Here is a 25,783-nt window from a genome sequence, read left to right as displayed (position 1 = left end):
GAGGTTCACCACCGATGACGAGGTCGGACGCAGCACGGACCGCGCTGCTCGACGTCGCCGAGAGGCTCTTCGCCGAGCACGGGATCTCCGACGTCTCCGACCGCAGGATCGCGGAGGTTGCGGGCCAGAAGAACCACTCGGCCGTCCGGTACCACTTCGGTGGCCGGGAGGGGCTCCTGTGCACCCTCGTCGAACGGCACGCGGTGGCCGTCGCCGCACAGCGACTGAGCCTCCTCGAGCAGTCCGAGTCGCTCGTGGGCGACGTGCGCGCCCTGGTGCTCCCGGTCACGGCGAACCTCGCTGAGCTCCCCACCCCGAGCTGGCGCGCCCGCTTCCTCGCCCGGGCCTTCTACCACCCGGAGACCGCACCGCTCTTCCGTGACACCTCCCGCACGAGCCTCGCCGACCGGTCGATCGGCACCTCGCTCCTCTCGCGCATGTCCGCCCTGGACCCTGGCGTCGCGCGGGGGCGTCTCAGCCTCATGATGCGGCTGGTGCTGACCTCGTGCGCCGACGTGGAGGGCGCCGCCGACCGTGACGGTGCCGACCCGCGGTGGCCCGAGGTCGGGGACTTCCTGGTCGATGCCCTCGCGGGCATGCTCACGGGTCCCTCCACCCAGACGAGCCGCTACCCCGACGTCGACTGGGCGTCGACGCAGTGGAGCGAGGTGCACGGGGCGCCGTCCGTCTGACGGTCCCGCGGTGCCGTGGGACCGTCCCTCGTCCGCCCCGCGACGGGCCGTCGGCCGTGCTGCGGCCGGACGGCCGACCAGGCTCGGTAGCATCGTGGGTGCGCCCGCCGCTCCGGCTGGCCTGACCTGAGGAGATCGCACCCGTGCCCGAGGACATCACCCTGACCGTCGACGGAACGAGCACTACGGTCGAGGCGGGGACGACGGGCACCGATCTCTTCGGCGCACGGCGTGACGTCGTCGTCGTCCGCGTGGACGGTGAGCTCCGCGACCTCGCGCTCCCGCTGCCCGACGGGGCGGTCGTCGAGGCCGTCACGATCGACTCGCCCGACGGCCTCGCGGTGCTGCGCCACTCGGCCGCGCACGTGCTCGCCCAGGCCGTGCAGGAGGTCAACCCGCAGGCGAAGCTCGGCATCGGACCGCCCATCACGGACGGCTTCTACTACGACTTCGACGTCGAGACCCCGTTCACCCCCGAGGACCTCAAGGCCCTCGAGAAGGTCATGCAGCGGATCGTCAAGGAGGGCCAGACCTTCCGTCGCTGGGACGTGACCGAGGAGGAGGCCCGCACGGCGCTGGCCGACGAGCCGTACAAGCTCGAGCTCATCGGGCTCAAGGGCACCGCCGCCGAGGCCGGCGAGGGTGCGAGCGTCGAGGTGGGTCTCGGCGGTCTGAGCATCTACCAGAACGTGCGCCGCACCGGCGAGGTCGCGTGGCAGGACCTGTGCCGCGGCCCGCACCTGCCGAGCACCAAGCTCATCGCGAACGGCTTCCAGCTCACCCGCTCGGCCGCCGCGTACTGGCGCGGGTCCGAGAAGAACCCGCAGCTGCAGCGCGTCTACGGCACGGCGTGGCCCACCAAGGACGAGCTCAAGGCGTACCTCGAGCGGCTGGCCGAGGCCGAGCGCCGCGACCACCGCCGGATCGGCGCCGAGCTCGACCTGTTCTCGTTCCCCGACGAGCTCGGCTCGGGCCTGCCGGTGTTCCACCCCAAGGGCGGCATCATCCGCAACGAGATGGAGGAGTACTCCCGCAAGCGCCACATCGAGGCGGGCTACTCGTTCGTCAACACCCCGCACATCACCAAGGGACGCCTGTACGAGGTCTCGGGCCACCTCGACTGGTACCGCGACGGCATGTTCCCCCCCATGCACATCGACGCCGAGCTCAACGACGACGGATCGGTGCGCAAGCCGGGCCAGGACTACTACCTCAAGCCCATGAACTGCCCGATGCACAACCTGATCTTCGGTTCGCGCGGGCGCTCGTACCGCGAGCTGCCGCTGCGGCTCTTCGAGTTCGGCACCGTGTACCGGTACGAGAAGTCGGGCGTCGTGCACGGCCTGACCCGCGTGCGCGGCCTGACCCAGGACGACGCGCACATCTACTGCACCCGCGAGCAGATGAAGGACGAGCTCACCACCACGCTGCAGTTCGTCCTCGACCTGCTCAAGGACTACGGCCTCGAGGACTTCTACCTCGAGCTCTCGACCCGCAACCCCGAGAAGTCGGTGGGCTCGGAGGAGGTCTGGGACGAGGCGACGCGGACGCTCGCCGAGGTCGCCGAGGCGTCCGGGCTCGAGCTCGTCCCCGACCCGGGCGGCGCGGCGTTCTACGGCCCGAAGATCTCGGTCCAGGCGCGTGACGCGATCGGGCGGACGTGGCAGATGTCCACGATCCAGCTCGACTTCAACCTGCCCGAGCGCTTCGAGCTCGAGTTCACGGCGGCGGACGGTTCGCGGCAGCGCCCGGTGATGATCCACCGCGCGCTGTTCGGCTCGATCGAGCGCTTCTTCGGCGTGCTGACCGAGCACTACGCGGGGGCGTTCCCGGCCTGGCTGGCGCCCGTGCAGGTGCTCGCGGTGCCGGTGGCCGAGCCGTTCAACGACTACCTCGCCGACGTCGTGGCCCAGCTGCGGGCGCAGGGCATCCGCGCCGAGCTGGACACGGGCGACGAGCGCTTCGGCAAGAAGATCCGCAACGCCAGCACGCAGAAGATCCCGTTCGTGCTGATCGCCGGCGGGGACGACGTCGACGCGGGCGCGGTGTCGTTCCGCTACCGCGACGGGCGCCAGGACAACGGCGTGCCGGTGGCCGAGGCCGTCGAGCGCGTCGTGGCGGCCGTGCGCGACCGCGTCCAGGTCTGAGCGCGCCGTGAGCGACGACGCCGACGACCCCGTCGAGGTCGAGCAGCCGGGCGATCACCCCGGTGTGCCCGACGGCTTCGAGCGGCTGTGGACCCCGCACCGGATGGCGTACATCGGCGGCGAGAACAAGCCGACCGACGCGACGGCCGGTGCGGGCTGCCCGTTCTGCCGCACGCCGCACCTGAGCGACGAGGAAGGTCTGGTCGTCGCTCGCGGCGGGGCCGCGTACGTGGTGCTCAACCTGTACCCGTACAACTCGGGCCACCTGCTCGTGTGCCCGTACCGGCACGTCGCCGACTACACCGACCTCACGCCCGAGGAGGTCGCCGACGTCGCCGAGCTGACCCGCACGGCGATGCGCGTCGTGCGCGAGGTGTACGCCCCGCAGGGCTTCAACCTGGGCATGAACCAGGGCGACGTCGCGGGCGCCGGCATCGCGGCGCACCTGCACCAGCACGTCGTGCCCCGCTGGGGCGGCGACTCGAACTTCCTGCCGATCGTCGCGCGCACGCGCGCACTGCCCGAGATCCTGGGCGACACCCGGGCGCGCCTCGCTGCGGCGTGGCCGTCTGACCTGAAGGGATGACCACGGCGTGCTGAACCGACTGCGGGGGCTCATGACACGCGTCATGACGCCCCTGGCCGACGCCCTGCTGCGACATGGGGTCTCACCCGACGCGGTGACGATCACGGGGACGCTTGCCGTCGTCGTGACGGCGCTGTGGGCCTATCCGACGGGCCATCTGCTGCTCGGCACGCTCGTGATCTCGGCGTTCGTCCTCACGGACTCGCTCGACGGCGTGATGGCCCGCCGGGCCGGACGGTCGAGCGCGTGGGGCGCGTTCCTCGACTCGACCCTCGACCGGTTCGGCGACGCCGCGATCTTCGCGGGGCTCGTGCTGTGGTTCTTCGGGACGGGCGACGACCGCGTGGCCGGGGTCCTGGCCCTCGCGTGCCTCGTGCTCGGCTCGATCGTGCCCTACGCGCGGGCCCGGGCCGAAGGGCTCGGCATGACGGCTGCGGTGGGTATCGCCGAGCGGGCCGACCGGCTCGCGGCGGTCCTCGTGGCATGCGCCCTCGTCGGGGTCGGGCTGCCGTCGGTCGTGCTCACGGTCGTCCTCGGGCTGCTCGCGCTCGCCTCGGCCGTCACGGTGGGCCAGCGGATGGCCGCCGTGCGGCGGCAGGTCGAGGCTGCTCGGTGAAGAGCCCCGACCTTGCTCCGCTGTACCTGCTGGGGCTGCGCGGGGCGGGCCGGGTCCCCGGGCCGCTGCTGCGGGGTGCGTGCAACCTGGGTGCCGACGTCGCGTGGCTGCGGCACGGGTCCGGCGTGCGCCAGCTCGAGAGGAACCTGCGCCGGGTGCGTCCGTGGATGGACGACCGTGAGCTGCGGCGGCTCAGCCGCGCCGGCATGCGCTCGTACATCCGCTACTTCGGCGAGGCGTTCGCGGTCGGGTCGCTGACGCGCGAGCAGATCCTCGCCCGGGTGCGGGTCGTCGGGCGCGAGAACGTCCAGCCGTCGCTCGACGAGGGGCGCACCGTCGTCGCGGCCCTGGGACACATGGGCAACTGGGACCTCGCCGGGGCGTGGGGGACCGTCGACCTCGCGCCCGTGACCACCGTCGCCGAGCGCCTCAAGCCCGAGGAGCTGTTCCAGGCGTTCCTGCGGTTCCGCGAGGACCTGGGGATGCGGATCATCCCGCTCGCCCCGGGCGGCGAGGTGTTCCGTGAGCTCCTGCGCGTGGCGCGCACGGGTCCCGGCCTGCTCCCGCTGCTCGCCGACCGCGACCTCACGGCGCGCGGCGTCGAGGTCGACCTGTTCGACGAGCGGGCCCGGGTCGCGGCAGGGCCGGCCGCGCTGGCCGTGTCGACGGGCGCGCCGTTGGTCGCGATCAGCGTCCACTACGAACGGCTGCACGGCGAGCGCCGCCGGGTCGCCGGGTCGCCCTGGGGCGTCGTCGTCACGTTCCACCCGCCCGTCGTGCCGCCGACGACCGGATCGCGACGCGAGCAGGTGGCCGTGACCACCCAGCGATGGGTCGACCAGCTCGCCGGAACGATCGAGAACCACCCGGAGGACTGGCACATGCTGCAGAAGGTGTTCGTCGCCGACCTGGATCCCGAGCGGTACGCCGCCACGGTGGCCGCCTCGGAGGCGGAGCGGTGAGCGAACCGGCTGACGCGCGACCGCTGCGCATCGGGATCGTCTGCCCGTACTCGTTCGACGTCCCGGGTGGCGTGCAGTTCCACGTGCGGGACCTGGCCGAGGCGCTGATCGCGCGCGGGCACGAGGTGTCGGTGCTGGCCCCGGCCGACGACGAGACCCCGATCGCGTCGTACATGACGTCCGCGGGGCGGGCCGTGCCCGTGCGGTACAACGGCGCCGTCGCGCGGCTCACCTTCGGCCCGGTCACCGCCGCGCGGGTGCGGCGCTGGCTCGCCGCGGGGGAGTTCGACGTGCTGCACCTGCACGAGCCCGTGACCCCGAGCCTGAGCATGCTCGCGCTGTGGATCGCGGACGGCCCCATCGTGGCGACGTTCCACACCGCGCTGCTGCGCTCGCGCACCCTGCAGGCCGCCTACCCGTTGGTGCGGCAGTCGCTCGAGAAGATCAGCGCCCGGATCGCGGTCTCGGAGGACGCCCGACGCACCCTCGTGGAGCACCTGGGCGGTGACGCGGTCGTGATCCCCAACGGGGTGTACGTCGACGCGTTCGCCGACGCGACGAGCGACCCGCGCTGGGTCGGCACACCGCAGGCACCGACCGTGGCGTTCCTGGGGCGGCTCGACGAGTCGCGCAAGGGCCTCGCGGTGCTGCTCAGCGCGGTGCCCGAGATCTTGCGGCACCGCCCGGGGACCCGGTTCCTCGTCGCGGGGCGCGGCGAGACGGGCCCCGACGACGTGCGTGCGCTCATCGGCGACAACGCCGACGCGGTCGAGTTCCTGGGGGGCATCAGCGACGAGGAGAAGGCCCGGCTGCTCGCGTCGGTCGACGTGTACTGCGCGCCGCAGACGGGCGGCGAGAGCTTCGGCATCGTGCTCGTCGAGGCCATGAGCGCGGGTACCGCCGTCGTCGCGTCCGACCTCGGTGCGTTCCGGCGCGTGCTCGACGAGGGGCGGGCGGGCGCGCTGTTCCGCACGGGCGACTCGCAGGACCTGGCACGCACGCTGCTGGCGGTCCTCGGCGACGACGAGCGCCGGCGCGAGCTGGTCGCCCGCGGCAGCGAGGCCGTGCGGCGCTACGACTGGTCGTCGGTCACGCACGAGGTGCTGACGGTGTACGAGATGGTCGTCGAGGACCGGGAGTCGCCCGTGCGGGAGGACCCCTCCTCGCGGCGCGGCTCGCGGCTCCTGGATCGACGGCGCGGACGAGGTGAGGCGCGATGAGCTGGTCCGAGGGTGCTGTGCTCGCCGCCGCGCTGATCGCGCTGACCGTGTGGTGGGTGTGGGTCGCGGCCTCGCGGCTCGACCGGCTGCACCGCAAGGTCGCCGCGTCGCGCGCGGTGGTCGACGCGCAGCTGCTGCGCCGGGCGACGGCCGCGTCGACGCTCGCCGCGTCGGGGCTCATGGACCCGGTGAGCTCGCTGCTCGTCGGTGAGGCGGCCTGGGGTGCGCTGGCTGCCGGTGGCCAGGACGTCTCGGGGCTCGCGGCGCTCCCGCTCGACCTCGACGGGGTCGGCGCACGCGCGGGGGACCCGCACCTGCAGCAGCACGACCGGGGGCTCGCCGAGAGCGAGCTGTCGGCGACGCTGCGCGCCGTGCTGGACGACGTCGACGAGGTGGCCGAGCTGCGCGAGGAGCCGGGCGGGGACATGCTGCTCGACGCGATCGCCGCGTCCTGGTACCGCACGCAGCTGGCACGGCGCTTCCACAACGAGGCGGTGGCGCAGACCCAGCGGGTCCGCAAGGGGTGGATCGTGCGGCTGCTGCGCCTCGCGGGTCACGCCCCGGTGCCCCAGACCCTCGAGCTCGACGACGCGTGGCCGGACGCCCTCGGGCGGCCCGGCCGACCGGCTGCTTCCGCAGGTCGGAACGGCGAGACCGGGCGAGAACCCCACGGTCTAGGATGAATCGAGGACGCCTTCCCAGGGTGTTCGCCACCCTTCCCGCCCGTTCGATCGTGAGGCCAGCGTGACCACTGAACGCAGCACGTCCGCCCCGTCCGCACCCGGTGGTGCCGTCGGGACCGCCCGCGTCAAGCGCGGCATGGCCGAGATGCTCAAGGGCGGCGTGATCATGGATGTCGTGACGGCCGAGCAGGCCAAGATCGCCGAAGACGCCGGCGCGGTCGCCGTGATGGCGCTCGAGCGGGTCCCGGCCGACATCCGGGCCCAGGGCGGGGTCGCGCGGATGAGCGACCCGGACCTGATCGACGCGATCATCTCGACGGTGTCCATCCCCGTCATGGCCAAGGCCCGGATCGGCCACTTCGTCGAGGCCCAGGTGCTCGAGAGCCTCGGCGTCGACTACATCGACGAGTCCGAGGTGCTGACCCCGGCCGACTACGCGCACCACATCGACAAGTGGGCCTACACCGTCCCGTTCGTGTGCGGTGCGACGAACCTGGGGGAGGCGCTGCGGCGCATCACCGAGGGCGCGGCGATGATCCGCTCGAAGGGGGAGGCCGGCACGGGCGACGTCTCGAACGCGACGACGCACATGCGCACGCTCCGGGACGAGATCCGCCGCCTGACGTCGCTGCCCGAGGACGAGCTGTTCCTCGCCGCGAAGGACCTGCAGGCGCCGTTCGACCTGGTCCAGGAGGTGGCCCGGACGGGCAAGCTGCCCGTGGTCCTGTTCACCGCGGGGGGCATCGCGACCCCGGCCGACGCGGCGATGATGATGCAGCTCGGTGCGGAGGGCGTGTTCGTCGGATCGGGCATCTTCAAGTCCGGCAACCCGGCCGAACGTGCTGCCGCGATCGTCAAGGCGACGACGTTCTTCGACGACCCGGACGTCATCGCGAAGGTCTCGCGGGGGCTCGGCGAGGCGATGGTCGGCATCAACGTCGACGACGTGCCCGTCGCGCACCGCCTGGCTGAGCGGGGCTGGTGACCGAGCCGGTCCACGGTCCGGTCCACGCCCTGGGCTCCGAGTGGGTCGAGGGCGCGGACGGGCTGCGGTTCCGCCGGGCGGCGCGGGTGATCCTGCTGGACCCGCAGGACCGGGTGCTGCTCATGCGCGGGCACGACGCGGACCAGCCGAGCCGGAGCTGGTGGTTCCTTGTCGGCGGGGGCATCGACCCGGGCGAGGACGCACGCACGGCCGCGCTGCGCGAGGTGCGCGAGGAGACGGGCATCGAGCTCGCCGCGGACGCGCTGGTCGGGCCCGTCCTCACGCGCTCGGCGGTCTTCGACTTCTTCGCCGAGCACTGCCGGCAGGACGAGGAGATCTTCGTCGCGCGGCTCGGGCACGGCGTGGGCTCCGACGTCGACGCGCTCAGTCGCGAGGGCTGGACCGACATCGAGCTCGACCTGGTCGACGAGCTGCGCTGGTGGGACCTCGACGAGCTCGCGCAGGTGCGCCAGGAGGTCTTCCCGGAAGGGCTGGTCGACCTCGTGCGTGGGCTCCTGCCGGGCTGGGACGGGCAGACCCGGCATCTGGGGGACTGTCGCGGCTGAGGCCCGTGACCGGGGACACGCCGCAGGCAGGACCTGCGTCGTCACATGCCGGTGACATCGAGGGGTTACCGTGCGGTACGTGCCCACCTCGACCTCACCTGTCATCCGTATGCAGCGCAGCGGGATCCGCAGCGTCATGGAGCTCGCCATGCTCGACCCGACGGCGATACGCCTCGAGCTGGGCGAGCCTGACGTCTCCACCCCCGCGCACGTGATCGAGGCGGCGGCCCGCGACGCGCGCCACGGCCACACCGGCTACACGTCGAGCGTGGGCTCGCTCGAGCTGCGCACGGCCCTGGCCCGCAAGGTCACCGAGATCAACGGCCTGCCCACGTCGCCCGACGAGGTGGTCGCCACGCACGGGGCCATGCACGGTCTCGCGATGGCCATCAACGCGCTCATGGGCCCGGGCGACGAGATGCTCGTCCCCGACCCCGAGTTCCCCAACTGGCGGATGGCCGCCACGGCCGTGGGCGTCGACGTCGCGACGTACCCGGCGCGGGCCGCGGCCGGCTTCGTGCCCACCCTCGAGGACATCGAGGCCGCCGTGACGCCGCGCACCAAGGTGCTGCTCGTGAGCTCGCCCAACAACCCGACGGGTGCGATGTACCCCGCGCACGTGCTCGAGGGCATCGTCGACATCGCCCGGCGCCACGACCTGTGGGTGTTCTCGGACGAGTGCTACGAGGCGATCACGTTCGGCCCTGAGCACGTGAGCCCGGCCCGCTACGACACCGACGGGCGGGTCGTCACGTTCTTCACGTTCTCCAAGACCTACGCCATGACGGGGTGGCGGCTCGGCTACGTCGTGACGAGAGACGACGTGGTGCACGACCTGCTGGGCCAGGTCGCCGAGGCGACCGTCGCGTGCCCGTCGTCGGTGAGCCAGCGTGCCGCGCTGGCGGCCCTCGCCGGCCCGCAGGACGACGTCCGTGACGCCGTCGCCCGCTACCGCGAGCGTCGCGACGCCGCGGTCGCGCTGCTCGCGGCCCGCGGCATCCCGTGCGTGCGGCCCGACGGCGCGTTCTACCTCATGGTCGACATCACGCGCGCGACCCCGGACAGCGACGAGTTCGCGCTGCGGCTGCTGCGCGAGAAGCACGTCTCGGTCTCTCCCGGCACCGCGTTCGGGGCGGGCGGCGCAGGCCAGGTACGGGTGTCGCTCGCGTCCGACCGCACCGCGATCCTCACGGGTCTCGAGCGGCTGGCCGACCTCGTCGACGAGTGGGCCGCGACCCCGACGGCCGCTGTCCCGGTCGCGGCGGCGCACGCGGACTGACGCGCCGTAGGATCGGCGACCGTGACGGCGACCATCGGCATCCTGGCCCTGCAGGGCGACGTGCGCGAGCACGCGCGTGCGCTCGAGCACGCGGGGGCCCGTGCCGTGCCGGTGCGCCGGACCGCCGAGCTCGAGGCGGTGGACGGCCTGGTGATCCCGGGCGGGGAGTCCACGACCATCGACAAGCTGCTGCGCGCGTTCGAGCTGTTCGAGCCGCTGCAGCAGCGGCTCCGTGAGGGCCTGCCCACCTACGGCTCGTGCGCCGGGATGATCCTGCTCGCCGACCGGGTGCTGGGCGGTGCCGAGGGCCAGCAGACGCTCGGCGGCCTCGACGTCACCGTGCGCCGCAACGCGTTCGGCAGGCAGGTCGACTCGTTCGAGACGGACCTGGCGTTCGAGGGGATCGAGGACTCGGTCGAGGACCCGCTGCACGCCGTGTTCATCCGTGCGCCGTGGGTCGAGGAGGTCGGCCCGGAGGTCACCGCGCTCGCGCGCGTCGAGAACGGTCCCGCCGCCGGTAGGATTGTCGCGGTGCGCCAGGGCCCACTGCTCGCGACCTCCTTTCATCCGGAGGTCACCGGAGACTCGCGGGTGCACCGACTGTTCGTGCAGATCGTCCGCGACAGCCGCTGATCCGCCCGACGCGGGGCAGGTCGGGCTCGCAGGGCGGAACCGAAGGGGTAGAGCGATGTCGGGTCACTCCAAGTGGGCCACCACCAAGCACAAGAAGGCCGTCGTCGACGCCAAGCGGAGCAAGCTCTTCGCGAAGCTCATCAAGAACATCGAGGTCGCGGCGCGCACGGGCGGCGGCGACGTCGCGGGCAACCCGACGCTGTTCGACGCGATCCAGAAGGCCAAGCGGACGTCGGTCCCGATCGACAACATCAACCGTGCGGTCAAGCGGGGCTCGGGCCAGGAGGCAGGCGGCGCGGACTACCAGACGATCATGTACGAGGGCTACGGCCCCGGCGGGATCGCTGTGCTCGTCGAGTGCCTCACCGACAACCGCAACCGTGCCGCGTCGGACGTGCGGGTCGCGTTCACGCGCAACGGCGGCCAGATGGCCGACCCGGGCTCGGTGTCGTACCTGTTCTCGCGTCGCGGGGTCGTCATGGTGCCCAAGGAGGGCACCGACGAGGACGCCGTGATGGAGGCCGCGCTCGACGCCGGCGTCGAGGAGGTCAACGACTTCGGCGACTCGTTCGAGGTCCTGTCGGCCGCGACCGACCTGGTCCCCGTGCGGACGGCCCTGCAGGAGGCCGGCATCGAGTACGACTCCGCGGACGTCGTGTTCTACCCCGCGACGCAGATCGAGGTCGACGTCGAGGGTGTCCGCAAGATCATGCGCCTGATCGACGCGCTCGAGGACTCGGACGACGTGCAGAACGTCTACGCGAACTTCGACGCCTCCGACGAGGTCATGGCCGAGCTCGACGCCGAGTGACGTTCCTGTCCGGCTCGCCGGGCGGCGCTGCCGCCCGGCGTGGCCCGGCGCTGGGAGACTGAGCGCGTGCGCGTCCTCGGAGTCGACCCCGGCCTGACCCGGTGCGGTCTCGGCGTGGTGGACGGCCTGGCGGGGCGCCGCGTGCGTCTCGTCGCCGTGGGGGTGGCGCGGTCGGACGCCTCGCACGAGGTCGACCAGCGACTGCTCGCGATCGCCCTGCAGCTCGACGAGTGGATCGAGGAGCACGCTCCCGACACCGTCGCCATCGAGCGGGTCTTCGCGCAGCACAACCTGAGCACGGTGATGGGCACCGCACAGGTGGCGGGGGTCGCGATGCTCGCGGCTGCGCGCCGTCGCATCCCTGTCGCGCTGCACACCCCGAGCGAGGTCAAGGCCGCGGTCACCGGCAACGGGCGTGCCGAGAAGGCCCAGGTCCAGGCGATGGTGCAGCGGCTGCTCTCGCTCGACGAGCTGCCCCGCCCGGCCGATGCCGCCGACGCGCTCGCGCTGGCCATCTGCCACCTGTGGCGCCCGGCGGGCGCGCTCGGCTCGCCGCAGCGTGCCCCCGGCTCGCTCACGTCCGCCCAGCGCGCGTGGGCGGCGGCCGAGCAGGCTGCGCGCCGCGGCGGACGCCCCTGAGCGGTGCGTGTCGTTCGTACACGTGTTCGTGCGCGTGGGATAGTGCGGGGGGCGCGAGAGCTCGCGCCCAGGACGAGGAGAGGGAGCCACGGTGATCGCGTCGGTACGGGGCACGGTGCTGGCGGTGCGGCTCGATGCCGCGGTGGTCGAGGTCGGCGGCGTCGGGATGCTGGTGCAGGCCACGCCCACCACGCTCGGTGCGCTCCGCGTCGGTGCCGAGGCGCTGCTGTGGACGTCGCTCGTGGTCCGCGAGGACTCGCTGACGCTGTTCGGTTTCGCCGAGGCGGACGAGCGCGAGGTCTTCGAGGTGCTCCAGACGGTCAGCGGCGTCGGGCCGCGCCTGGCCCTGGCGATGCTCGCTGTGCACTCGCCCGACGCGTTGCGTCGAGCCGTGGGGTCGGAGGACCTGGCCGCGCTCAAGCGGGTCCCGGGCATCGGGCACAAGGGTGCCCAGCGCATCGTGCTCGAGCTCGGTGCCCGGTTGGGGGCGCCCACGACCGTCGGTGGCGCCGAGGCGTCGGCGACGGCGGCCCCGACCGACCGCCGGCTCCAGGTCGTCGAGGCGCTCGTCGGGCTCGGCTGGAACGTGCGGGCGGCCGAGGACGCCGTGGCGCAGGTGCTCGCGGGCAGCGACGCCCCGGTCGGTGCGCAGGAGGTCGCGGGCGTCCTGCGTGCCGCGCTGCGTTCGCTGGGTGGCGGGCGTGCCTGACGACCGCGAGGACGAGGTGACCACCGAGCGCGTGCACCCCGGCGAGGACGACTCGATCGTCCGCTCGACCGCCGACGACCTCGAACGCGCCGCCGAGGCCGCGCTCCGGCCCCGACGGCTCGACGAGTTCGTGGGCCAGCACGTCGTGCGCGACCAGCTCTCGCTCGTGCTGCAGGCGGCGATGGGCCGCGGCAAGGCGCCCGACCATGTGCTGCTCTCGGGACCTCCCGGGCTCGGCAAGACGACGCTCGCGATGATCATCGCCGCCGAGCTCGGTGCGTCGCTGCGGGTCACGAGCGGCCCCGCGATCCAGCATGCGGGCGACCTCGCGGCGGTGCTGTCCTCGCTCGAGGAGAACGAGGTGCTGTTCCTCGACGAGATCCACCGGCTGGCACGTCCGGCCGAGGAGCTGCTGTACGTCGCGATGGAGGACTTCCGGGTCGACGTGATCGTGGGCAAGGGGGCCGGGGCCAGCGCGATCCCGCTGTCGCTCCCACCGTTCACCGTGGTGGGTGCGACCACCCGCGCCGGACTGCTGCCCGCACCCCTGCGTGACCGCTTCGGCTTCACGGGCCACCTGGACTTCTACTCGGCCGACGAGCTCGAGCGCGTGCTGACTCGGTCGGCGGGCCTGCTGGGCGTGCCGCTCGACGCCGACGCGGCCGGCGAGATCGCCTCGCGCTCGCGCGGCACGCCCCGCATCGCGAACCGGCTGCTGCGCCGGGTCCGGGACTGGGCGCAGGTGCGGGGCGACGGCCGGCTGTCGCTCGCCGCCGCGCGCGCCGCGCTCGAGGTCTACGAGGTCGACGCGCTCGGCCTGGACCGCCTCGACCGCGCGGTGCTGACGGCGCTGTGCACCCGGTTCGGGGGTGGCCCCGTGGGGCTCACGACGCTCGCGGTGGCCGTGGGGGAGGAGCCCGAGACGGTCGAGACCGTGGCCGAGCCCTTCCTGGTGCGCGAAGGGCTCGTCGGACGCACGCCCCGGGGGCGGATCGCGATGCCCGGCGCATGGGCGCATCTGGGGCTCACGGCACCCCCTGCGGCGGGAACCTTGTTCTCCTGACGATCGTTCTTCCAGGAGCCGGCCCGCGCGCCTCGCACGTCTGTCACGTGCGGACGCGCCCAGGATGTTGGGCACGGGCAGCCGAGGCGCCTAGACTTCGGCGGACATCACGACCCAGATGGAGACTCAGCCTTTCATGGACGCTTCGTTCCTCCTCATCATCGCTCTCGCCTTCGGCGCGATGTGGCTCATGACCAGCCGCACCCGCAAGCAGCAGCGACAGGTATCCGACTTCCGGGCGAACCTCGAGGTGGGTCAGGAGGTCATGACCGGGTCGGGTCTGTTCGGCACCATCGTGGCGATCGACGACGACATCATCACGCTCGAGTCGACGCCCGGCAACGAGTCGCGCTGGCTGCGTGCCGCGATCGCGAAGCTGGTCGAGCCGCCGGTCGAGGACGAGTCGGACGGGGACGACGACGAGGACTACGACGAGGACGACGAGAACGAGTCGTACGGCGCAGCCGACGACGAGGTCATCGAGGTCCCGGACGACCTGTCCACGCTGCCGCCCGCCCGCGACGACACCGACGACGACGAGAAGAAGTAGCCCTCAGCCCCGCGGCGCCCGGCGCCGCGCGGGAACGGTCCCACCGTCCGGTCAGTCCCGGGCGGTGCGCGCACGAGAGAAGACACTCCGTTGGCCCAGCCCCCCACCCGCCGCTCGCGGCCGGTCCGCACGCTCGTCGTGCTCGGTGCCCTCCTGGTCGCCCTGTTCGGCACCATCTTCACCGGCACCCAGCTCTCGGACGCGTCGTGGACGCCGAAGCTGGCGCTCGACCTCGAGGGCGGTACGCAGATCATCCTGACGGCCGTCACCGAGAACGACGAGCCGATCACGTCGGAGACGATCTCGCAGGCGATCAACGTGATCCGCCAGCGCGTCGACTCCTCGGGGGTCTCCGAGGCGGAGATCACGAGCCAGGGTGGGCGCAACATCGTCGTCTCGCTGCCCGGCACGCCGAACGAGGAGACGATCGCCCTCGTCAGCAAGTCGGCGCAGCTGACGTTCCGGCCCGTGCTGGCGGTCGCCGCCCCGACCCCGACGACCGACACCGCGACACCCGCGCCCGAGTCCACCGAGAGTGCGACCGAGGCGCCGAGCGAGGGCGCGACGGAGGGCGCGACCGAGGCGCCGAGCGCCGAGCCGTCCGCCGAGGCCACGGCACCCTCGGACACGCCGACCAAGGCAGCGCCCGACTCGCCGAGCGACACGGAGTACTACGTGACGCCCGCGGTCGAGGCGGCGTTCAACGCGTTGGACTGCACCGACCCGGCGAACCTCGTCGGCGGTGAGCTCTCGCCCGCCGACAAGGCCCTCGTGACGTGCGACACCGACGGCACGGCCAAGTACCTGCTCGGCCCGGTCGAGGTCAAGGGCACCGAGGTGTCCTCCGCGACCTCCGGCCTGGGGCGAAGCTCGACGGGCGTCCAGACCAACCAGTGGGTCGTCGACCTCAAGTTCAACTCCGAGGGCACCAAGCTCTTCCGGGACACGACGACGCGCCTGCAGGCCCTGTCGTCGCCGCAGAACCAGTTCGGGATCGTGCTCGACGGCCTCGTCGTCTCGGCGCCGTCGCTCGATCCTGGCGTCATCATCAGCAACGGCGAGGCCCAGATCTCGGGCTCGTTCACGCGGGAGACCGCCGCGACGCTCGCCAACCAGCTCAACTTCGGTGCGCTGCCCCTGACGTTCACGATGCAGAGCCAGGAGCAGATCTCCGCGACGCTCGGCACCGAGCAGCTCCAGAAGGGGCTCATCGCGGGCGCCATCGGCCTGCTGCTCGTCGTCGTCTACTCGCTGTTCCAGTACCGCGCGCTCGGTCTCGTGACCGTCGCGTCGCTGCTGATCGCCGGGATCGTGACGTTCGGCGTGATCTCGCTGCTGTCGTGGACGCAGGGCTACCGGTTGTCGCTGCCCGGTGTCGCCGGGTTGATCGTCGCCATCGGCATCACCGCGGACTCGTTCATCGTGTACTTCGAACGCATCCGTGACGAGCTGCGCGACGGGCGGACCCTGGGGGCCGCGGTCGACCGCGGGTGGGACCGCGCCCGGCGCACGATCCTGGCGTCCGACGCTGTCAACTTCCTCGCCGCCGTGGTGCTGTACTTCCTGGCGGTCGGCGGGGTCCGCGGGTTCGCGTTCACGCTCGGCCTGACCACGCTGATCGACCTCCTCGTGGTCTTCTGCTTCACGCACCCGCTCATGACGCTGATCGCGCGGACGCCGTTCTTCGCCGAGGGCCACCGGTTCTCGGGTCTCGACCCGCGCCGTCTCGGCGTCTCCACGACCCGCTACGTCGGACGCGGCAAGGTCGTCACGAAGGGCGCCGCAGGGGCGGGCGAGACGCACGCGCTCGACGCTGACCACCGTGTCCCCGTCGGTGCCGGCGTCAGCGGGCACACGATGACCATCGCGGAGCGCCGGGCGGCTGAGCGTGCCGCCGCGGAAGGCCGCAGCACCAGCAACGGGTCCGTCGAGGAGCCCGAGGCCGCCGCTGAGCAGCCCGGGACGTCGAACGGCGCCAGCACACCTCCGGATGAGTCGGGCGAACAGCGCGGGTCCGGTCGCACCGAGGGGAACGAGCACTGATGGCCGTCGGATTCGCCCAGTGGGGCAACGACCTGTACACCGGGCGCCGCTCGTACGACATCGTCGGACGTCGCCGCACCTGGTACCTGATCTCGGCCGTGCTGGTCGTGCTCTCGGGCCTGCTGCTGATCTGGCCGGGGCTGAACCCCGGCATCGAGTTCCGCGGCGGCTCGCAGTTCGTCGTCTCGGGGGTGTCCGAGACCGACCAGACGCTCGCGAGCGACGTGATCGAGGAGATCGCCCCCGAGGAGGTGCCGCGCGTCACGACCGTCGGCGGCTCGGCGCTGCGCATCCAGACCGTCGCCCTCGACCCCGACCAGCTCGAGCAGGGTCGCGAGGCGCTCGCCGAGGCGTTCGGTGTGACGGTCGACGACGTCGCGAGCTCGTTCGTCGGTCCGTCGTGGGGCAAGGACGTCTCCCAGAAGGCCATCAACGGCCTGGTGGTCTTCCTGGTGCTCGTCGCCGCCGTCATGACGCTGTACTTCCGCAACTGGCGCATGGCCGCGGCCGCACTCATCGCGCTGTTCCACGACCTGATCATCACGGTCGGGATCTACGCGGCGGTGGGCTGGGAGGTCACGCCGGCCACGGTGATCGGCTTCCTGACGATCCTCGGGTACTCGATCTACGACACCGTCGTGGTCTTCGACAAGGTCCGTGAGAACACTGTCGACGCCCTCGACCAGACGCGCTACACCTATGCCGAGAAGGCGAACCTCGCCGTCAACCAGACGCTCGTGCGTTCGATCAACACGTCGGTCGTCGCCCTGCTGCCCGTCAGTGCGATCCTGTTCATCGGGGCGTTCCTGCTCGGTGCCGGAACGCTGCGGGACATCGCCCTCGCGCTCTTCGTCGGCATGGCCGTCGGGACGTTCTCCTCGATCTTCCTCGCGACGCCCGTCGAGGTGACGCTGCGGGAGCGCGAGCCCAAGATCGTGGCGCACACCGCCAAGGTCCGCGCCGCCCGTGCGGCCGCGGCCGAGGGCGGGTCCGAGGGCGAAGCAGCGGCGCCGGTGCTGCACGTCGGGCAGCTCCGCCCCGGCACCCACCTCGGTACCGCCGCACAACCCCGTCGTCGCAAGCCAGGGAAGAAGTAGCACCTCATCATGTCTGCACCACTGCGCGGAGACGCGCTCGTCGCCCGGGTCCACGAGCTCGTCCGGGACGTCCCGGACTTCCCGACGCCCGGCGTCGGCTTCAAGGACATCACGCCGCTCCTGGCGGACGCCGAGGCGTTCGCCGCCGTCGTCGCCGAGATCGCCGGCAGCGTCGACGGTCCGGTCGACCTCGTCGCGGGCACGGAGGCGCGCGGGTTCATCCTCGCCGCCCCCGTGGCCGTGGCGCTCGGCGCGGGCTTCGTGCCGATCCGCAAGCACGGCAAGCTTCCCGGCCCCACGGCTGCGGAGGAGTACACGCTCGAGTACGGCACCGCCACGGTCGAGGTCCACCCGTTCACGGTGCCCGAGGGCTCCCGTGTCCTGGTGGTCGACGACGTGCTCGCCACCGGCGGGACGGCTGCGGCCACGATCCGGCTCCTCGAGCGGTGCGGCGCGCACGTCGTCGGGCTGTCGTTCCTGGTCGAGCTCGGGTTCCTGGCGGGGCGCGACGTCCTGGCCGGTCACCGTGTCGAGTCCCTCATCACCGTGAACTGACAGGTCGTCGACGTAGACTTCTGCGGATCGGACCCGTCAGAGGCCCGTGCTGCGAGCGACCCGCGGAAGGGGTGACACATGAGCGACGACGTACGCACGAACGCCGCGGACGTCCCTGCGGCCGTGACCGACGGTGTGCCCTCGAGCAGGGTGCGGTCGCGGCTCGCCCGCTTCGGGACGCGCGGACAGGCCACCTCACCCGCCCTCGAGCCGCTGCTGCAGGCCATCCGCACCAACCACCCGAAGGCCGACCTGTCGGTCGTCGAGCAGGCCTACGTCGTGGCCGAGCGGGCGCACCGCGGTCAGCTGCGCAAGAGCGGCGACCCGTACATCACGCACCCGGTGGCCGTGGCGACGATCCTGGCCGACCTGGGGATGACGCCGCCCACGCTCGCCGCCGCGCTGCTGCACGACACGGTCGAGGACACCGACTACTCGCTCGACCAGCTGCGGGCCGAGTTCGGTCCCGAGATCGCGATGCTCGTCGACGGCGTGACCAAGCTCGACAAGGTCGCCTACGGCGACGCCGCGCAGGCCGAGACCGTGCGCAAGATGGTCGTGGCGATGTCGCGCGACATCCGCGTGCTCGTCATCAAGCTCGCCGACCGGCTGCACAACGCCCGCACCTGGAAGTTCGTCGCGGCGGCCTCGGCGGAGAAGAAGGCGCGCGAGACCCTCGAGATCTACGCCCCGCTGGCCCACCGGCTCGGCATGAACACGATCAAGTGGGAGCTCGAGGACCTGTCGTTCGCGACGCTCTACCCCAAGGTCTACGACGAGATCGTGCACCTCGTGGCCGAGCGGGCACCGGCTCGCGAGGAGTACCTCGCCGTCGTGCGGGACCAGGTCGGCGCCGACCTGCGGACCGCCAAGATCAAGGCGACGGTCACCGGCCGGCCGAAGCACTACTACTCGATCTACCAGAAGATGATCGTGCGGGGCCGCGACTTCGCCGACATCTACGACCTGGTGGGCGTGCGCGTGCTCGTCGACTCGGTACGCGACTGCTACGCGGCCCTCGGAGCCCTCCACGCGCGGTGGAACCCCGTCCCCGGACGGTTCAAGGACTACATCGCGATGCCCAAGTTCAACCTGTACCAGTCGCTGCACACCACGGTGATCGGGCCGGGCGGCAAGCCCGTCGAGATCCAGATCCGCACGCACGACATGCACCGGCGCGCGGAGTACGGCGTCGCGGCGCACTGGAAGTACAAGGAGAACGCCAAGAACACGCAGGGGGCGACCGACCCGGCCGGCAACGACATGACGTGGCTGCGTCAGCTCGTCGACTGGCAGAAGGAGACGGCCGACCCGAGCGAGTTCCTCGACTCGCTGCGGTTCGAGATCGCGGGCGCCGAGGTCTACGTCTTCACGCCCAAGGGCGACGTCATGGCGCTGCCCGCGGGGTCGACCCCCGTCGACTTCGCGTACGCGGTGCACACCGAGGTGGGCCACCGCACCATGGGCGCACGGGTCAACGGGCGGCTCGTGCCGCTCGACTCGGCCCTCGAGAACGGCGACGTGGTCGACGTGCTCACGTCGAAGTCCGAGACCGCCGGCCCCAGCCGTGACTGGCTCGGCTTCGTCAAGAGTCCTCGCGCGCGCAACAAGATCCGGCAGTGGTTCTCCAAGGAGCGCCGCGAGGAGGCCATCGAGCACGGCAAGGACGCCATCGCGAAGGCGATGCGCAAGCAGAACCTGCCGATCCAGCGCCTGCTCTCGCACGAGTCGCTCGTGGCCCTCGCGAACGAGATGCGCTACGCGGACGTCTCGGCGCTCTACGCCGCGATCGGCGAGGGTCAGGTCTCAGCGGCCACGGTGGTGCACCGGCTGGTGCAGTCGATGGGCGGGGAGCCCGGTGCCGAGGAGGACATCGCCGAGACGGCGCGTCCGGGCAACACCGCGCGGCGGGTGCGGACCGGCGACCCGGGCGTCGTGGTCAAGGGTGTCGACGACATCTGGGTCAAGCTCGCGAGGTGCTGCACGCCGGTGCCGGGCGACGACATCATGGGCTTCGTGACGCGCGGGCAGGGGGTCAGCGTGCACCGGACCGACTGCGTCAACGTGGACCAGCTCCGCAACCAGCCTGAGCGGATCGTCGACGTCGAGTGGACGCAGGGGAGCAGCGCGCTGTTCCTCGTGCAGATCCAGGTCGAGGCCCTCGACCGCAGCCGCCTGCTCTCGGACGTCACGCGCGTGCTGTCCGACCACCACGTGAACATCCTCTCGGCGTCCGTGTCGACGTCACGTGACCGGGTCGCGATGTCGCGGTTCGTCTTCGAGATGGCCGAGCCGTCGCACCTGACCTCGGTCCTCTCCGCGGTCCGCAAGGTCGAGGGTGTCTTCGACGTCTACCGCATCACGGGGGCCAAGGCCGCCGAGGAGCCGGTGATCCGCGCCTGACGCCGGACGGGTGCGGCCTCTGACGCGTCCTCGGTGGCGGCCAGCGGTTCCAGGACGCGCCGCGCGTCCGTGACCCCGGCGTAGCCGCGCAGGTCAGGGAGCTGCCCGAGGGCCGCGTACGGGTCGAAACCAACCTGGCGGAGCGCCACGAGCAGGGCACGGGCCGTGCTGCGCGGCTCCCAGCGGGCCACGTCGAGGCCGGTGCGCTGCACCGACGTGACCTGGACCCCCGCCAGCAGCACGAGGTCCTCGGGCGGCAGCTCGCACTCGTGCGTCGAGCGCGACGGGTGCGGGTCGGGTCGGCGTCGCCGGGGACCGACCAGCACCTCGACCCGCCCGGGAAGGCCGACCCCGGTGTGCACCCAGCAGGCCGTGCTGCGCCCCAGCGCCGCGCGGGCCGGCACGAGCGCACGGACCGCGGCAGCGCGGTGCGCGGGGGAGACCGAGAGACCATCGGTCACGGCGAGGTCGCCCCACACCCGGTGCACGTGGCCGTCGCGCAGCAGCGCGTCGAAGGCCACCGGGCCGACCGTGTCGCGCCACACGGCGTCGGAACGCGGGGCGAGGCCGGCGCGGGGCATCCAAGGGGCTCTGGTCACCGTCCCAGGATCCCCGGGCGACCCCGGCCCGACCAGGGTTTCGCCGAGGCTGTGGACGGCGCGACCCACGGCCCCACCGACAGCACGAGGCCGGAGGGAGCGGGTGCTCCCTCCGGCCTCGTGGACCGACGTCAGCCGGATGCTCAGCCGCGAGCGTCCTGCGCGGCGCGCTGCACCTGCTCGAGCCACGCGCGGCGGGCGTCGAGCGCCGCCTGAGCGTCGGCGACCTTGCGGGCGTCACCCTTGGCCTGGGCGGCAGCGAGGTCGGCCTCGAGCCCCGCGATCGCGTTCTCGAGCTGCGCGGCCGCACCCTCGGCGCGTGCGCGCGTCTCCGGGTTGCTGCGCTTCCACACGCTCTGCTCGGCGTCGCGCACAGCCGTCTCGACGGCACGCATACGGCCCTCGACGCGCTGCACGTCACCGCGCGGCACCTTGCCTGCGGCCTCCCAGCGGTCCTGGAGCGTGCGCAGGGTCGCCTTCGCGGCCGCGAGGTCGGTCACCGGGACGAGGCGCTCGGCCTCGACCAGGATGGCCTCCTTGACCTCGAGGTTCGCCGCGAACTCGCTGTCGGTGGCTGCGGATTCCGCGTCGCGGGCCGCGAAGAACGCGTCCTGCGCGGCGCGGAAGCGGGCCCACAGCGCATCGTCGTCGGCGCGGCTCGCGCGGCCCGCCGCCTTCCAGCGGGTCATCAGGTCGCGGTACGCGCCGGCCGTGTGACCCCAGTCGGTGCTCGTCGAGAGGCGCTCGGCCTCCTGCACCAGGGCCTCCTTGGCAGCCTTGGCTCCCGCGTTGCGGGACTCGAGCTCGGCGAAGAAGTGCCGGCGCTCACGGTCGAACGTGGTGCGCGCGTGGCTGAACCGCTTCCACAGGCTCTCCTCGGTCGGCCTGTCGATGCGCGGCCCGTTGCGCTGGGCGTCCTTCCACTGGTCGAGCAGGATGCGCAGCTGCTCGCCGGCCGGGCGCCACTGGATGCGCTCCGGGTCGGTCGAGGCGATCTTCTCGGCCTGCTCGACGATCTCGGTGCGGGCTGCGACGGCGGCCTCGCGGGCGGCGGCGCGCTCGGCCTCGACCGCGGCGCGACGCTCGGCCGCGACGCTGCGCAGCGCCTCGAGACGCGCCCGGAGGCCGTCCAGGTCACCGACGGCGGCCGGCTCGGCGAGCTCCTCGGTGAGCTTGGTGAGGGTCTGGTCGATCTCCTTGATCGAGAGGTCGCGCGCCGTGAGGCGGGCCTCGAACAGGACGACCTTCGCCTGGAGGTCGAGGTACCGGCGCACGTACAGGCCGAGCGCCTCGTCGTGCGTCGCACCCGGGAACTGTCCGACGACCCGCTCGCCGGACTCCTCGCGCACGAGCACGGTGCCGTCCTCGTCGACGCGACCGAACGTCGCGGCGTGCGCGGCCTCGGCGGCGTCGAGCGGCGGGACGACCGGCGCGGGGGCGTCGGAGCCTACGGGGGACACCGCGGCCGGGGTGACCGGTCGGGGGCGGGGGATCGGGCGGGGAACGGGACGCGGGCCGGGCTGAGGCGTCGCCGCGGCGGGCGGCTCGGTCGCGGCAGGAGCCGTGGTCGCGTCGACGTCGGCAGGCGCCGCGTCATCGGAAGCCTCGGCGTCGGGTGCCGCGTCATCGGAGGCGTCGGCGTCCGGCGCCGCGTCATCGGAAGCCTCGGCGTCATCGGAGGCCTCGGCGTCGGGCGCGGACGTCTCGACCTCGGACGTCTCGACCACGGCTGCGTCTGCCTCGGGCGTCGGCGTCTCGGTCGGAGCGGCCTCGGGGGCTGCGCCTTCCGCGACGGTGGACTCGGCGACCTCGTCGGGCTCGCTCTGCTGCTGGGCGGCAGGGTTCTCGGTCACTGGGTCTCCACTCCCTCGATGATGACGTCAAGGGCGGGCGCGACACCGTCGGCACCGTTCCCTGCGTCAGCGATTGCCTGCACCACGTCCAGACCGGACGTGATGCGGCCGAACACCGTGTATCCACCAGCCGCGTCGGACGGGATGGTCGAGTCCTCGTAGACGAGGAAGAACTGGCTGCCCATCGACGAGCCGTCGCCAGCCGTCCGGGCCATCGCGATCGTGCCCGCGGGGTAGACGTTGTCGGCGGGCGCGTTCTCGATGGGGCCCCACGTGTAGCCCGGGCCACCGGTCCCGGTCGCCGTCGGGTCGCCGCACTGCAGCACGTGGATGCCGCTCGTCACGAGACGGTGGCAGGACGTGCCGTCGAAGTAGGCGTCACCCGCGAGCGAGACGAAGTTCGCCACGGCCTGCGGGGCGGCGGCACCGTCGAGCTCGAAGGCGATGTCGCCCTGGTTCGTGGCGAGCGTCCCGGTCCAGGTGCGTCCCTGCGCGAGCGCGGGGTCGGGCACCAGCGAGTCCTTCGTGGCGGCGTCGCTCGCACCGAGGTCGCTCGCGGCCTGGTCGTCCGCGCCGTCGTCCCACAGCGTGACGGCGGCGGTGATGCCGATCCCGATCACGAGGGCACCCACCAGGACCGCGGCGAGAGCGCGCTGACGCCGACGACGCGCGTTGCGGGTCGCCTGACGCTGCTGCCACTTCTCGTACCGGCGACGCTCGTACTCGCGCTCGCGCTTGTTCGGTGCCACGACACTCCTCGACGACGGGCGGTCGCACGGCTCTGGCCTGCGACCCCGCACTCCTGACCGGGACAGTCTAGGCAACGCTGGGCCCAGAGACGCCATGCCACGTCGGGAAACCTCCGAGCGGTTCGTCGTGCGTGCCCGTGCCCGCCTCGTCGGTACCGTGGCGGGATGCAGCTCATCACCGTCGTGGCACCCGTCTTCGGGGCCAACTGCTACGTGCTCGCGGCCGACGACAGGACGTGCGTCGTCATCGACCCGGGCGGCGGTGCGGCCCCCGGGGTGCGCCGTGCGGTCGACGAGAACGGGCTCGTCCCGGTCGCCGTGCTGGCCACCCACGGCCACGTGGACCACACATGGGACGCGGCCGAGCTGGTCGAGGAGTACGACGTGCCGCTGCTGCTGCACCGGGCCGACGCGTACCGGCTCGCCGACCCGTTCGGCACCCTCGGGCTCGGCTCCGCGCACGACGCGGGTGGCCCGCTCGCGCAGTCGCTCACAGCGATCGGTGCCGGACCGAGCGACTACCGGGTCCCGTCCCGGATCGAGCCGTTCGGTGCGGAGGACGGGCCGGACGGCGGCCCGACGCCCGACGTCACGCTCGAGCTGGGCGGCCTGCGACTCGTCGCGCGGCACGCCCCGGGGCACACCGAGGGCTCGACGCTGTACCTGCTCGACGCCGTCCCCGCACCCGTCGCTTTCACGGGCGACGTGCTGTTCGCCGGGACGATCGGGCGGACCGATCTGCCCGGTGGAGACCAGCGGGTGATGGACCGCACGCTGCGTGACGTGGTCCGGGTGCTCGACGGTGACACGGTTGCCCTGCCCGGCCACGGACCGGGCACCACGATGGACGACGAGCTGGGCCGCAACCCGTTCCTGGCAGGATGAGGGCCATGGCCCGCCCCACCCCGCTGTCCGGATTCCCTGAGTGGCTGCCCGACGGGCGCACCGTCGAGCAGCACGTGCTCGACACCCTGCGCCGCACGTTCGAGCTGCACGGCTTCGCCGGGATCGAGACCCGCGCCGTCGAACCTCTCGACCAGCTCCTGCGGAAGGGCGAGACCTCGAAGGAGGTCTACGTCCTGCGACGTCTGCAGGAGGAGGCCGGGTCCGACGAGGCCGACCGGGCCGGCCAGCTCGGGCTGCACTTCGACCTGACGGTGCCGTTCGCCCGCTACGTGCTCGAGAACGCCGGTCACCTGGCGTTCCCGTTCCGTCGCTACCAGATCCAGAAGGTGTGGCGCGGCGAGCGGCCCCAGGACGGGCGGTTCCGCGAGTTCGTGCAGGCGGACATCGACGTGGTCGGCGCGGGGTCGCTCCCGTACCACTACGAGGTCGAGCTGCCCCTGGTGATGGCCGAGGCCCTCGCGCAGCTGCGCGAGATCGGCGTCCCACCCGTGCGGATCCTGGTCAACAACCGCAAGGTGGCCGAGGGCTTCTACCGGGGCCTCGGGCTCGAGGACGTCGACGGCGTGCTGCGCAGCATCGACAAGCTCGACAAGATCGGCGCCGACGCCGTCGCCGCTCTGCTGGTCGCCGAGACCGGCGCGTCCGAGGACCAGGCGCGGGCGTGCCTCGACCTCGCCGCGATCTCGGGCTCGGACGGCTCGGTCGTCACCCGGGTGCGGGACCTCGCGGCGGCGCACGCGATCAGCTCCGAGCTGCTCGACGAGGGTCTCGCCGAGCTCGGTGCGCTCGTGAGCGCCGCGGCCGAACGCGCCCCGGGCGTCGTGGTCGCGGACCTGAAGATCGCCCGCGGCCTGGACTACTACACCGGATCGGTCTACGAGACCGTGCTGGTGGGCCACGAGCAGCTCGGCTCGATCTGCTCGGGTGGTCGCTACGACACGCTCGCGTCGGACGGAGCGAACACCTACCCGGGTGTCGGGCTGTCGATCGGCGTGACGCGGCTCGTGTCGCGCCTGCTCGGCGCCGGCTTGGTGCGGGCGACCCGCTCGGTGCCGAGCGCGGTGCTGGTCGCGGTGACCTCGGAGGAGTCGCGCCCGGCCTCGGACGCGGTGGCGCACGCGCTGCGCAGCCGGGGCATCCCGGTCGAGGTCGCACCCGCCGCGGCGAAGTTCGGCAAGCAGATCCGGCACGCCGACCGTCGTGGCATCCCGTTCGTCTGGTTCCCGGGCGCCCTCGACGAGGACGGCGTGCTCGGCGCGGACCAGGTCAAGGACATCCGCTCGGGCGAGCAGCACGACGCGGACGCGGCGACGTGGGAGCCGCCCGCCGAGGACTGGTGGCCGCGCGTGGTGCCCGGGGCCTGAGGCCTGCTGCCGTCCCGTCCCGGCGCCGCGCCCCGACCTGCGGCGACGTCTCGCGCTTTGACGCGCGGTCGAA

At 72.5% G+C, this 25,783-nt stretch carries 25 protein-coding genes; 22 read left to right on the top strand and 3 right to left on the bottom strand.

Annotation, left to right across the window (positions count from 1 at the left end):
- The first annotated feature begins 14 nt into the window (after positions 1-14).
- The 20 genes from ACGIF2_RS01565 to ACGIF2_RS01470 all read left to right on the top strand — a co-directional run bounded on the left by ACGIF2_RS01565 (position 15) and on the right by ACGIF2_RS01470 (position 20,239).
- Entirely contained in the window at positions 15-692 is a 678-nt protein-coding gene (locus ACGIF2_RS01565; protein ID WP_396042765.1) for a TetR/AcrR family transcriptional regulator, read from the top strand.
- Between the two features lie 143 nt (positions 693-835).
- Complete coding sequence (gene thrS / locus ACGIF2_RS01560; RefSeq protein WP_396042763.1) at positions 836-2,839, top strand: threonine--tRNA ligase; 2,004 nt, start codon at positions 836-838, stop codon at positions 2,837-2,839.
- A gap of 7 nt (positions 2,840-2,846) precedes the next feature.
- On the top strand, positions 2,847-3,425 hold the full coding sequence (locus ACGIF2_RS01555; RefSeq protein ID WP_396042761.1) for an HIT family protein: 579 nt from the start codon (positions 2,847-2,849) through the stop codon (positions 3,423-3,425).
- Between the two features lie 7 nt (positions 3,426-3,432).
- A complete protein-coding gene (gene pgsA / locus ACGIF2_RS01550; RefSeq protein WP_396042759.1) occupies positions 3,433-4,041 on the top strand; it encodes a phosphatidylinositol phosphate synthase in 609 nt (202 codons plus the stop codon).
- The gene (locus ACGIF2_RS01545) at positions 4,038-5,003 is read left to right on the top strand and encodes a phosphatidylinositol mannoside acyltransferase (RefSeq protein ID WP_396042757.1); all 966 of its coding nucleotides are present in this window, start codon (positions 4,038-4,040) and stop codon (positions 5,001-5,003) included. The genes pgsA and ACGIF2_RS01545 overlap by 4 nt, the downstream gene beginning before the upstream one ends.
- Positions 5,000-6,223 carry a glycosyltransferase family 4 protein gene (locus tag ACGIF2_RS01540; protein WP_396042755.1) on the top strand — a complete coding sequence of 408 codons (1,224 nt, stop codon included), beginning with the start codon at positions 5,000-5,002 and terminating at the stop codon, positions 6,221-6,223. The genes ACGIF2_RS01545 and ACGIF2_RS01540 overlap by 4 nt, the downstream gene beginning before the upstream one ends.
- The gene (locus tag ACGIF2_RS01535; RefSeq protein ID WP_396042753.1) at positions 6,220-6,906 is read left to right on the top strand and encodes a hypothetical protein; all 687 of its coding nucleotides are present in this window, start codon (positions 6,220-6,222) and stop codon (positions 6,904-6,906) included. The genes ACGIF2_RS01540 and ACGIF2_RS01535 overlap by 4 nt, the downstream gene beginning before the upstream one ends.
- 61 nt (positions 6,907-6,967) lie before the next feature.
- Entirely contained in the window at positions 6,968-7,891 is a 924-nt protein-coding gene (gene pdxS / locus ACGIF2_RS01530) for a pyridoxal 5'-phosphate synthase lyase subunit PdxS (protein WP_396042751.1), read from the top strand.
- Positions 7,888-8,457, top strand: a complete 570-nt coding sequence (locus ACGIF2_RS01525; protein ID WP_396042749.1) for an NUDIX hydrolase — start codon at positions 7,888-7,890, stop codon at positions 8,455-8,457. The genes pdxS and ACGIF2_RS01525 overlap by 4 nt, the downstream gene beginning before the upstream one ends.
- A gap of 79 nt (positions 8,458-8,536) precedes the next feature.
- On the top strand, positions 8,537-9,736 hold the full coding sequence (locus tag ACGIF2_RS01520; protein ID WP_396042747.1) for a pyridoxal phosphate-dependent aminotransferase: 1,200 nt from the start codon (positions 8,537-8,539) through the stop codon (positions 9,734-9,736).
- A gap of 21 nt (positions 9,737-9,757) precedes the next feature.
- Positions 9,758-10,369 carry a pyridoxal 5'-phosphate synthase glutaminase subunit PdxT gene (gene pdxT / locus ACGIF2_RS01515; protein ID WP_396042745.1) on the top strand — a complete coding sequence of 204 codons (612 nt, stop codon included), beginning with the start codon at positions 9,758-9,760 and terminating at the stop codon, positions 10,367-10,369.
- A gap of 55 nt (positions 10,370-10,424) precedes the next feature.
- Positions 10,425-11,180 (top strand): YebC/PmpR family DNA-binding transcriptional regulator, encoded by a 756-nt coding sequence (locus ACGIF2_RS01510; protein ID WP_396042742.1) that lies wholly within the window; start codon positions 10,425-10,427, stop codon positions 11,178-11,180.
- 66 nt (positions 11,181-11,246) lie between these two features.
- The gene (ruvC, locus tag ACGIF2_RS01505; protein WP_396042740.1) at positions 11,247-11,819 is read left to right on the top strand and encodes a crossover junction endodeoxyribonuclease RuvC; all 573 of its coding nucleotides are present in this window, start codon (positions 11,247-11,249) and stop codon (positions 11,817-11,819) included.
- Between the two features lie 91 nt (positions 11,820-11,910).
- Positions 11,911-12,528, top strand: coding sequence for a Holliday junction branch migration protein RuvA (ruvA, locus tag ACGIF2_RS01500; protein ID WP_396042738.1), 618 nt, complete (start codon positions 11,911-11,913; stop codon positions 12,526-12,528).
- 16 nt (positions 12,529-12,544) lie between these two features.
- Positions 12,545-13,591 (top strand): Holliday junction branch migration DNA helicase RuvB, encoded by a 1,047-nt coding sequence (ruvB, locus tag ACGIF2_RS01495; RefSeq protein ID WP_396043340.1) that lies wholly within the window; start codon positions 12,545-12,547, stop codon positions 13,589-13,591.
- Positions 13,592-13,727: 136 nt separating this feature from the next.
- On the top strand, positions 13,728-14,141 hold the full coding sequence (yajC, locus tag ACGIF2_RS01490) for a preprotein translocase subunit YajC (protein ID WP_396042736.1): 414 nt from the start codon (positions 13,728-13,730) through the stop codon (positions 14,139-14,141).
- Between the two features lie 90 nt (positions 14,142-14,231).
- On the top strand, positions 14,232-16,184 hold the full coding sequence (gene secD, locus ACGIF2_RS01485; RefSeq protein ID WP_396042734.1) for a protein translocase subunit SecD: 1,953 nt from the start codon (positions 14,232-14,234) through the stop codon (positions 16,182-16,184).
- Entirely contained in the window at positions 16,184-17,281 is a 1,098-nt protein-coding gene (gene secF, locus ACGIF2_RS01480) for a protein translocase subunit SecF (RefSeq protein WP_396042732.1), read from the top strand. The genes secD and secF overlap by 1 nt, the downstream gene beginning before the upstream one ends.
- 9 nt (positions 17,282-17,290) lie before the next feature.
- A complete protein-coding gene (locus tag ACGIF2_RS01475; RefSeq protein ID WP_396042729.1) occupies positions 17,291-17,836 on the top strand; it encodes an adenine phosphoribosyltransferase in 546 nt (181 codons plus the stop codon).
- A 78-nt stretch (positions 17,837-17,914) separates the two neighbouring features.
- A complete protein-coding gene (locus tag ACGIF2_RS01470; RefSeq protein WP_396042727.1) occupies positions 17,915-20,239 on the top strand; it encodes a RelA/SpoT family protein in 2,325 nt (774 codons plus the stop codon).
- Here ACGIF2_RS01470 and ACGIF2_RS01465 read toward each other — a convergent pair.
- The 3 genes from ACGIF2_RS01465 to ACGIF2_RS01455 form a co-directional block, all read right to left on the bottom strand.
- Positions 20,188-20,838: a hypothetical protein gene (locus ACGIF2_RS01465; protein ID WP_396042724.1), complete on the bottom strand. Its 651-nt coding sequence runs from the start codon at positions 20,836-20,838 to the stop codon at positions 20,188-20,190. The genes ACGIF2_RS01470 and ACGIF2_RS01465 overlap by 52 nt on opposite strands.
- A 143-nt stretch (positions 20,839-20,981) precedes the next feature.
- The gene (locus ACGIF2_RS01460) at positions 20,982-22,691 is read right to left on the bottom strand and encodes a DUF349 domain-containing protein (RefSeq protein WP_396042721.1); all 1,710 of its coding nucleotides are present in this window, start codon (positions 22,689-22,691) and stop codon (positions 20,982-20,984) included.
- Positions 22,688-23,440: a peptidylprolyl isomerase gene (locus tag ACGIF2_RS01455; protein ID WP_396042719.1), complete on the bottom strand. Its 753-nt coding sequence runs from the start codon at positions 23,438-23,440 to the stop codon at positions 22,688-22,690. The genes ACGIF2_RS01460 and ACGIF2_RS01455 overlap by 4 nt, the downstream gene beginning before the upstream one ends.
- A 165-nt stretch (positions 23,441-23,605) precedes the next feature.
- On the opposite strand from ACGIF2_RS01455, the gene ACGIF2_RS01450 reads away from it, so the two are divergent.
- Positions 23,606-24,325: an MBL fold metallo-hydrolase gene (locus ACGIF2_RS01450; protein WP_396042717.1), complete on the top strand. Its 720-nt coding sequence runs from the start codon at positions 23,606-23,608 to the stop codon at positions 24,323-24,325.
- A 5-nt stretch (positions 24,326-24,330) separates the two neighbouring features.
- Entirely contained in the window at positions 24,331-25,710 is a 1,380-nt protein-coding gene (gene hisS, locus ACGIF2_RS01445; protein WP_396042715.1) for a histidine--tRNA ligase, read from the top strand.
- Positions 25,711-25,783 lie beyond the last annotated feature (73 nt).

The sequence above is a fragment of the Cellulomonas sp. P22 genome (assembly GCF_044392165.1).
Note: the sequence above shows the minus strand (reverse complement) of the source record. Positions and strands in the feature narration are given on the sequence as shown.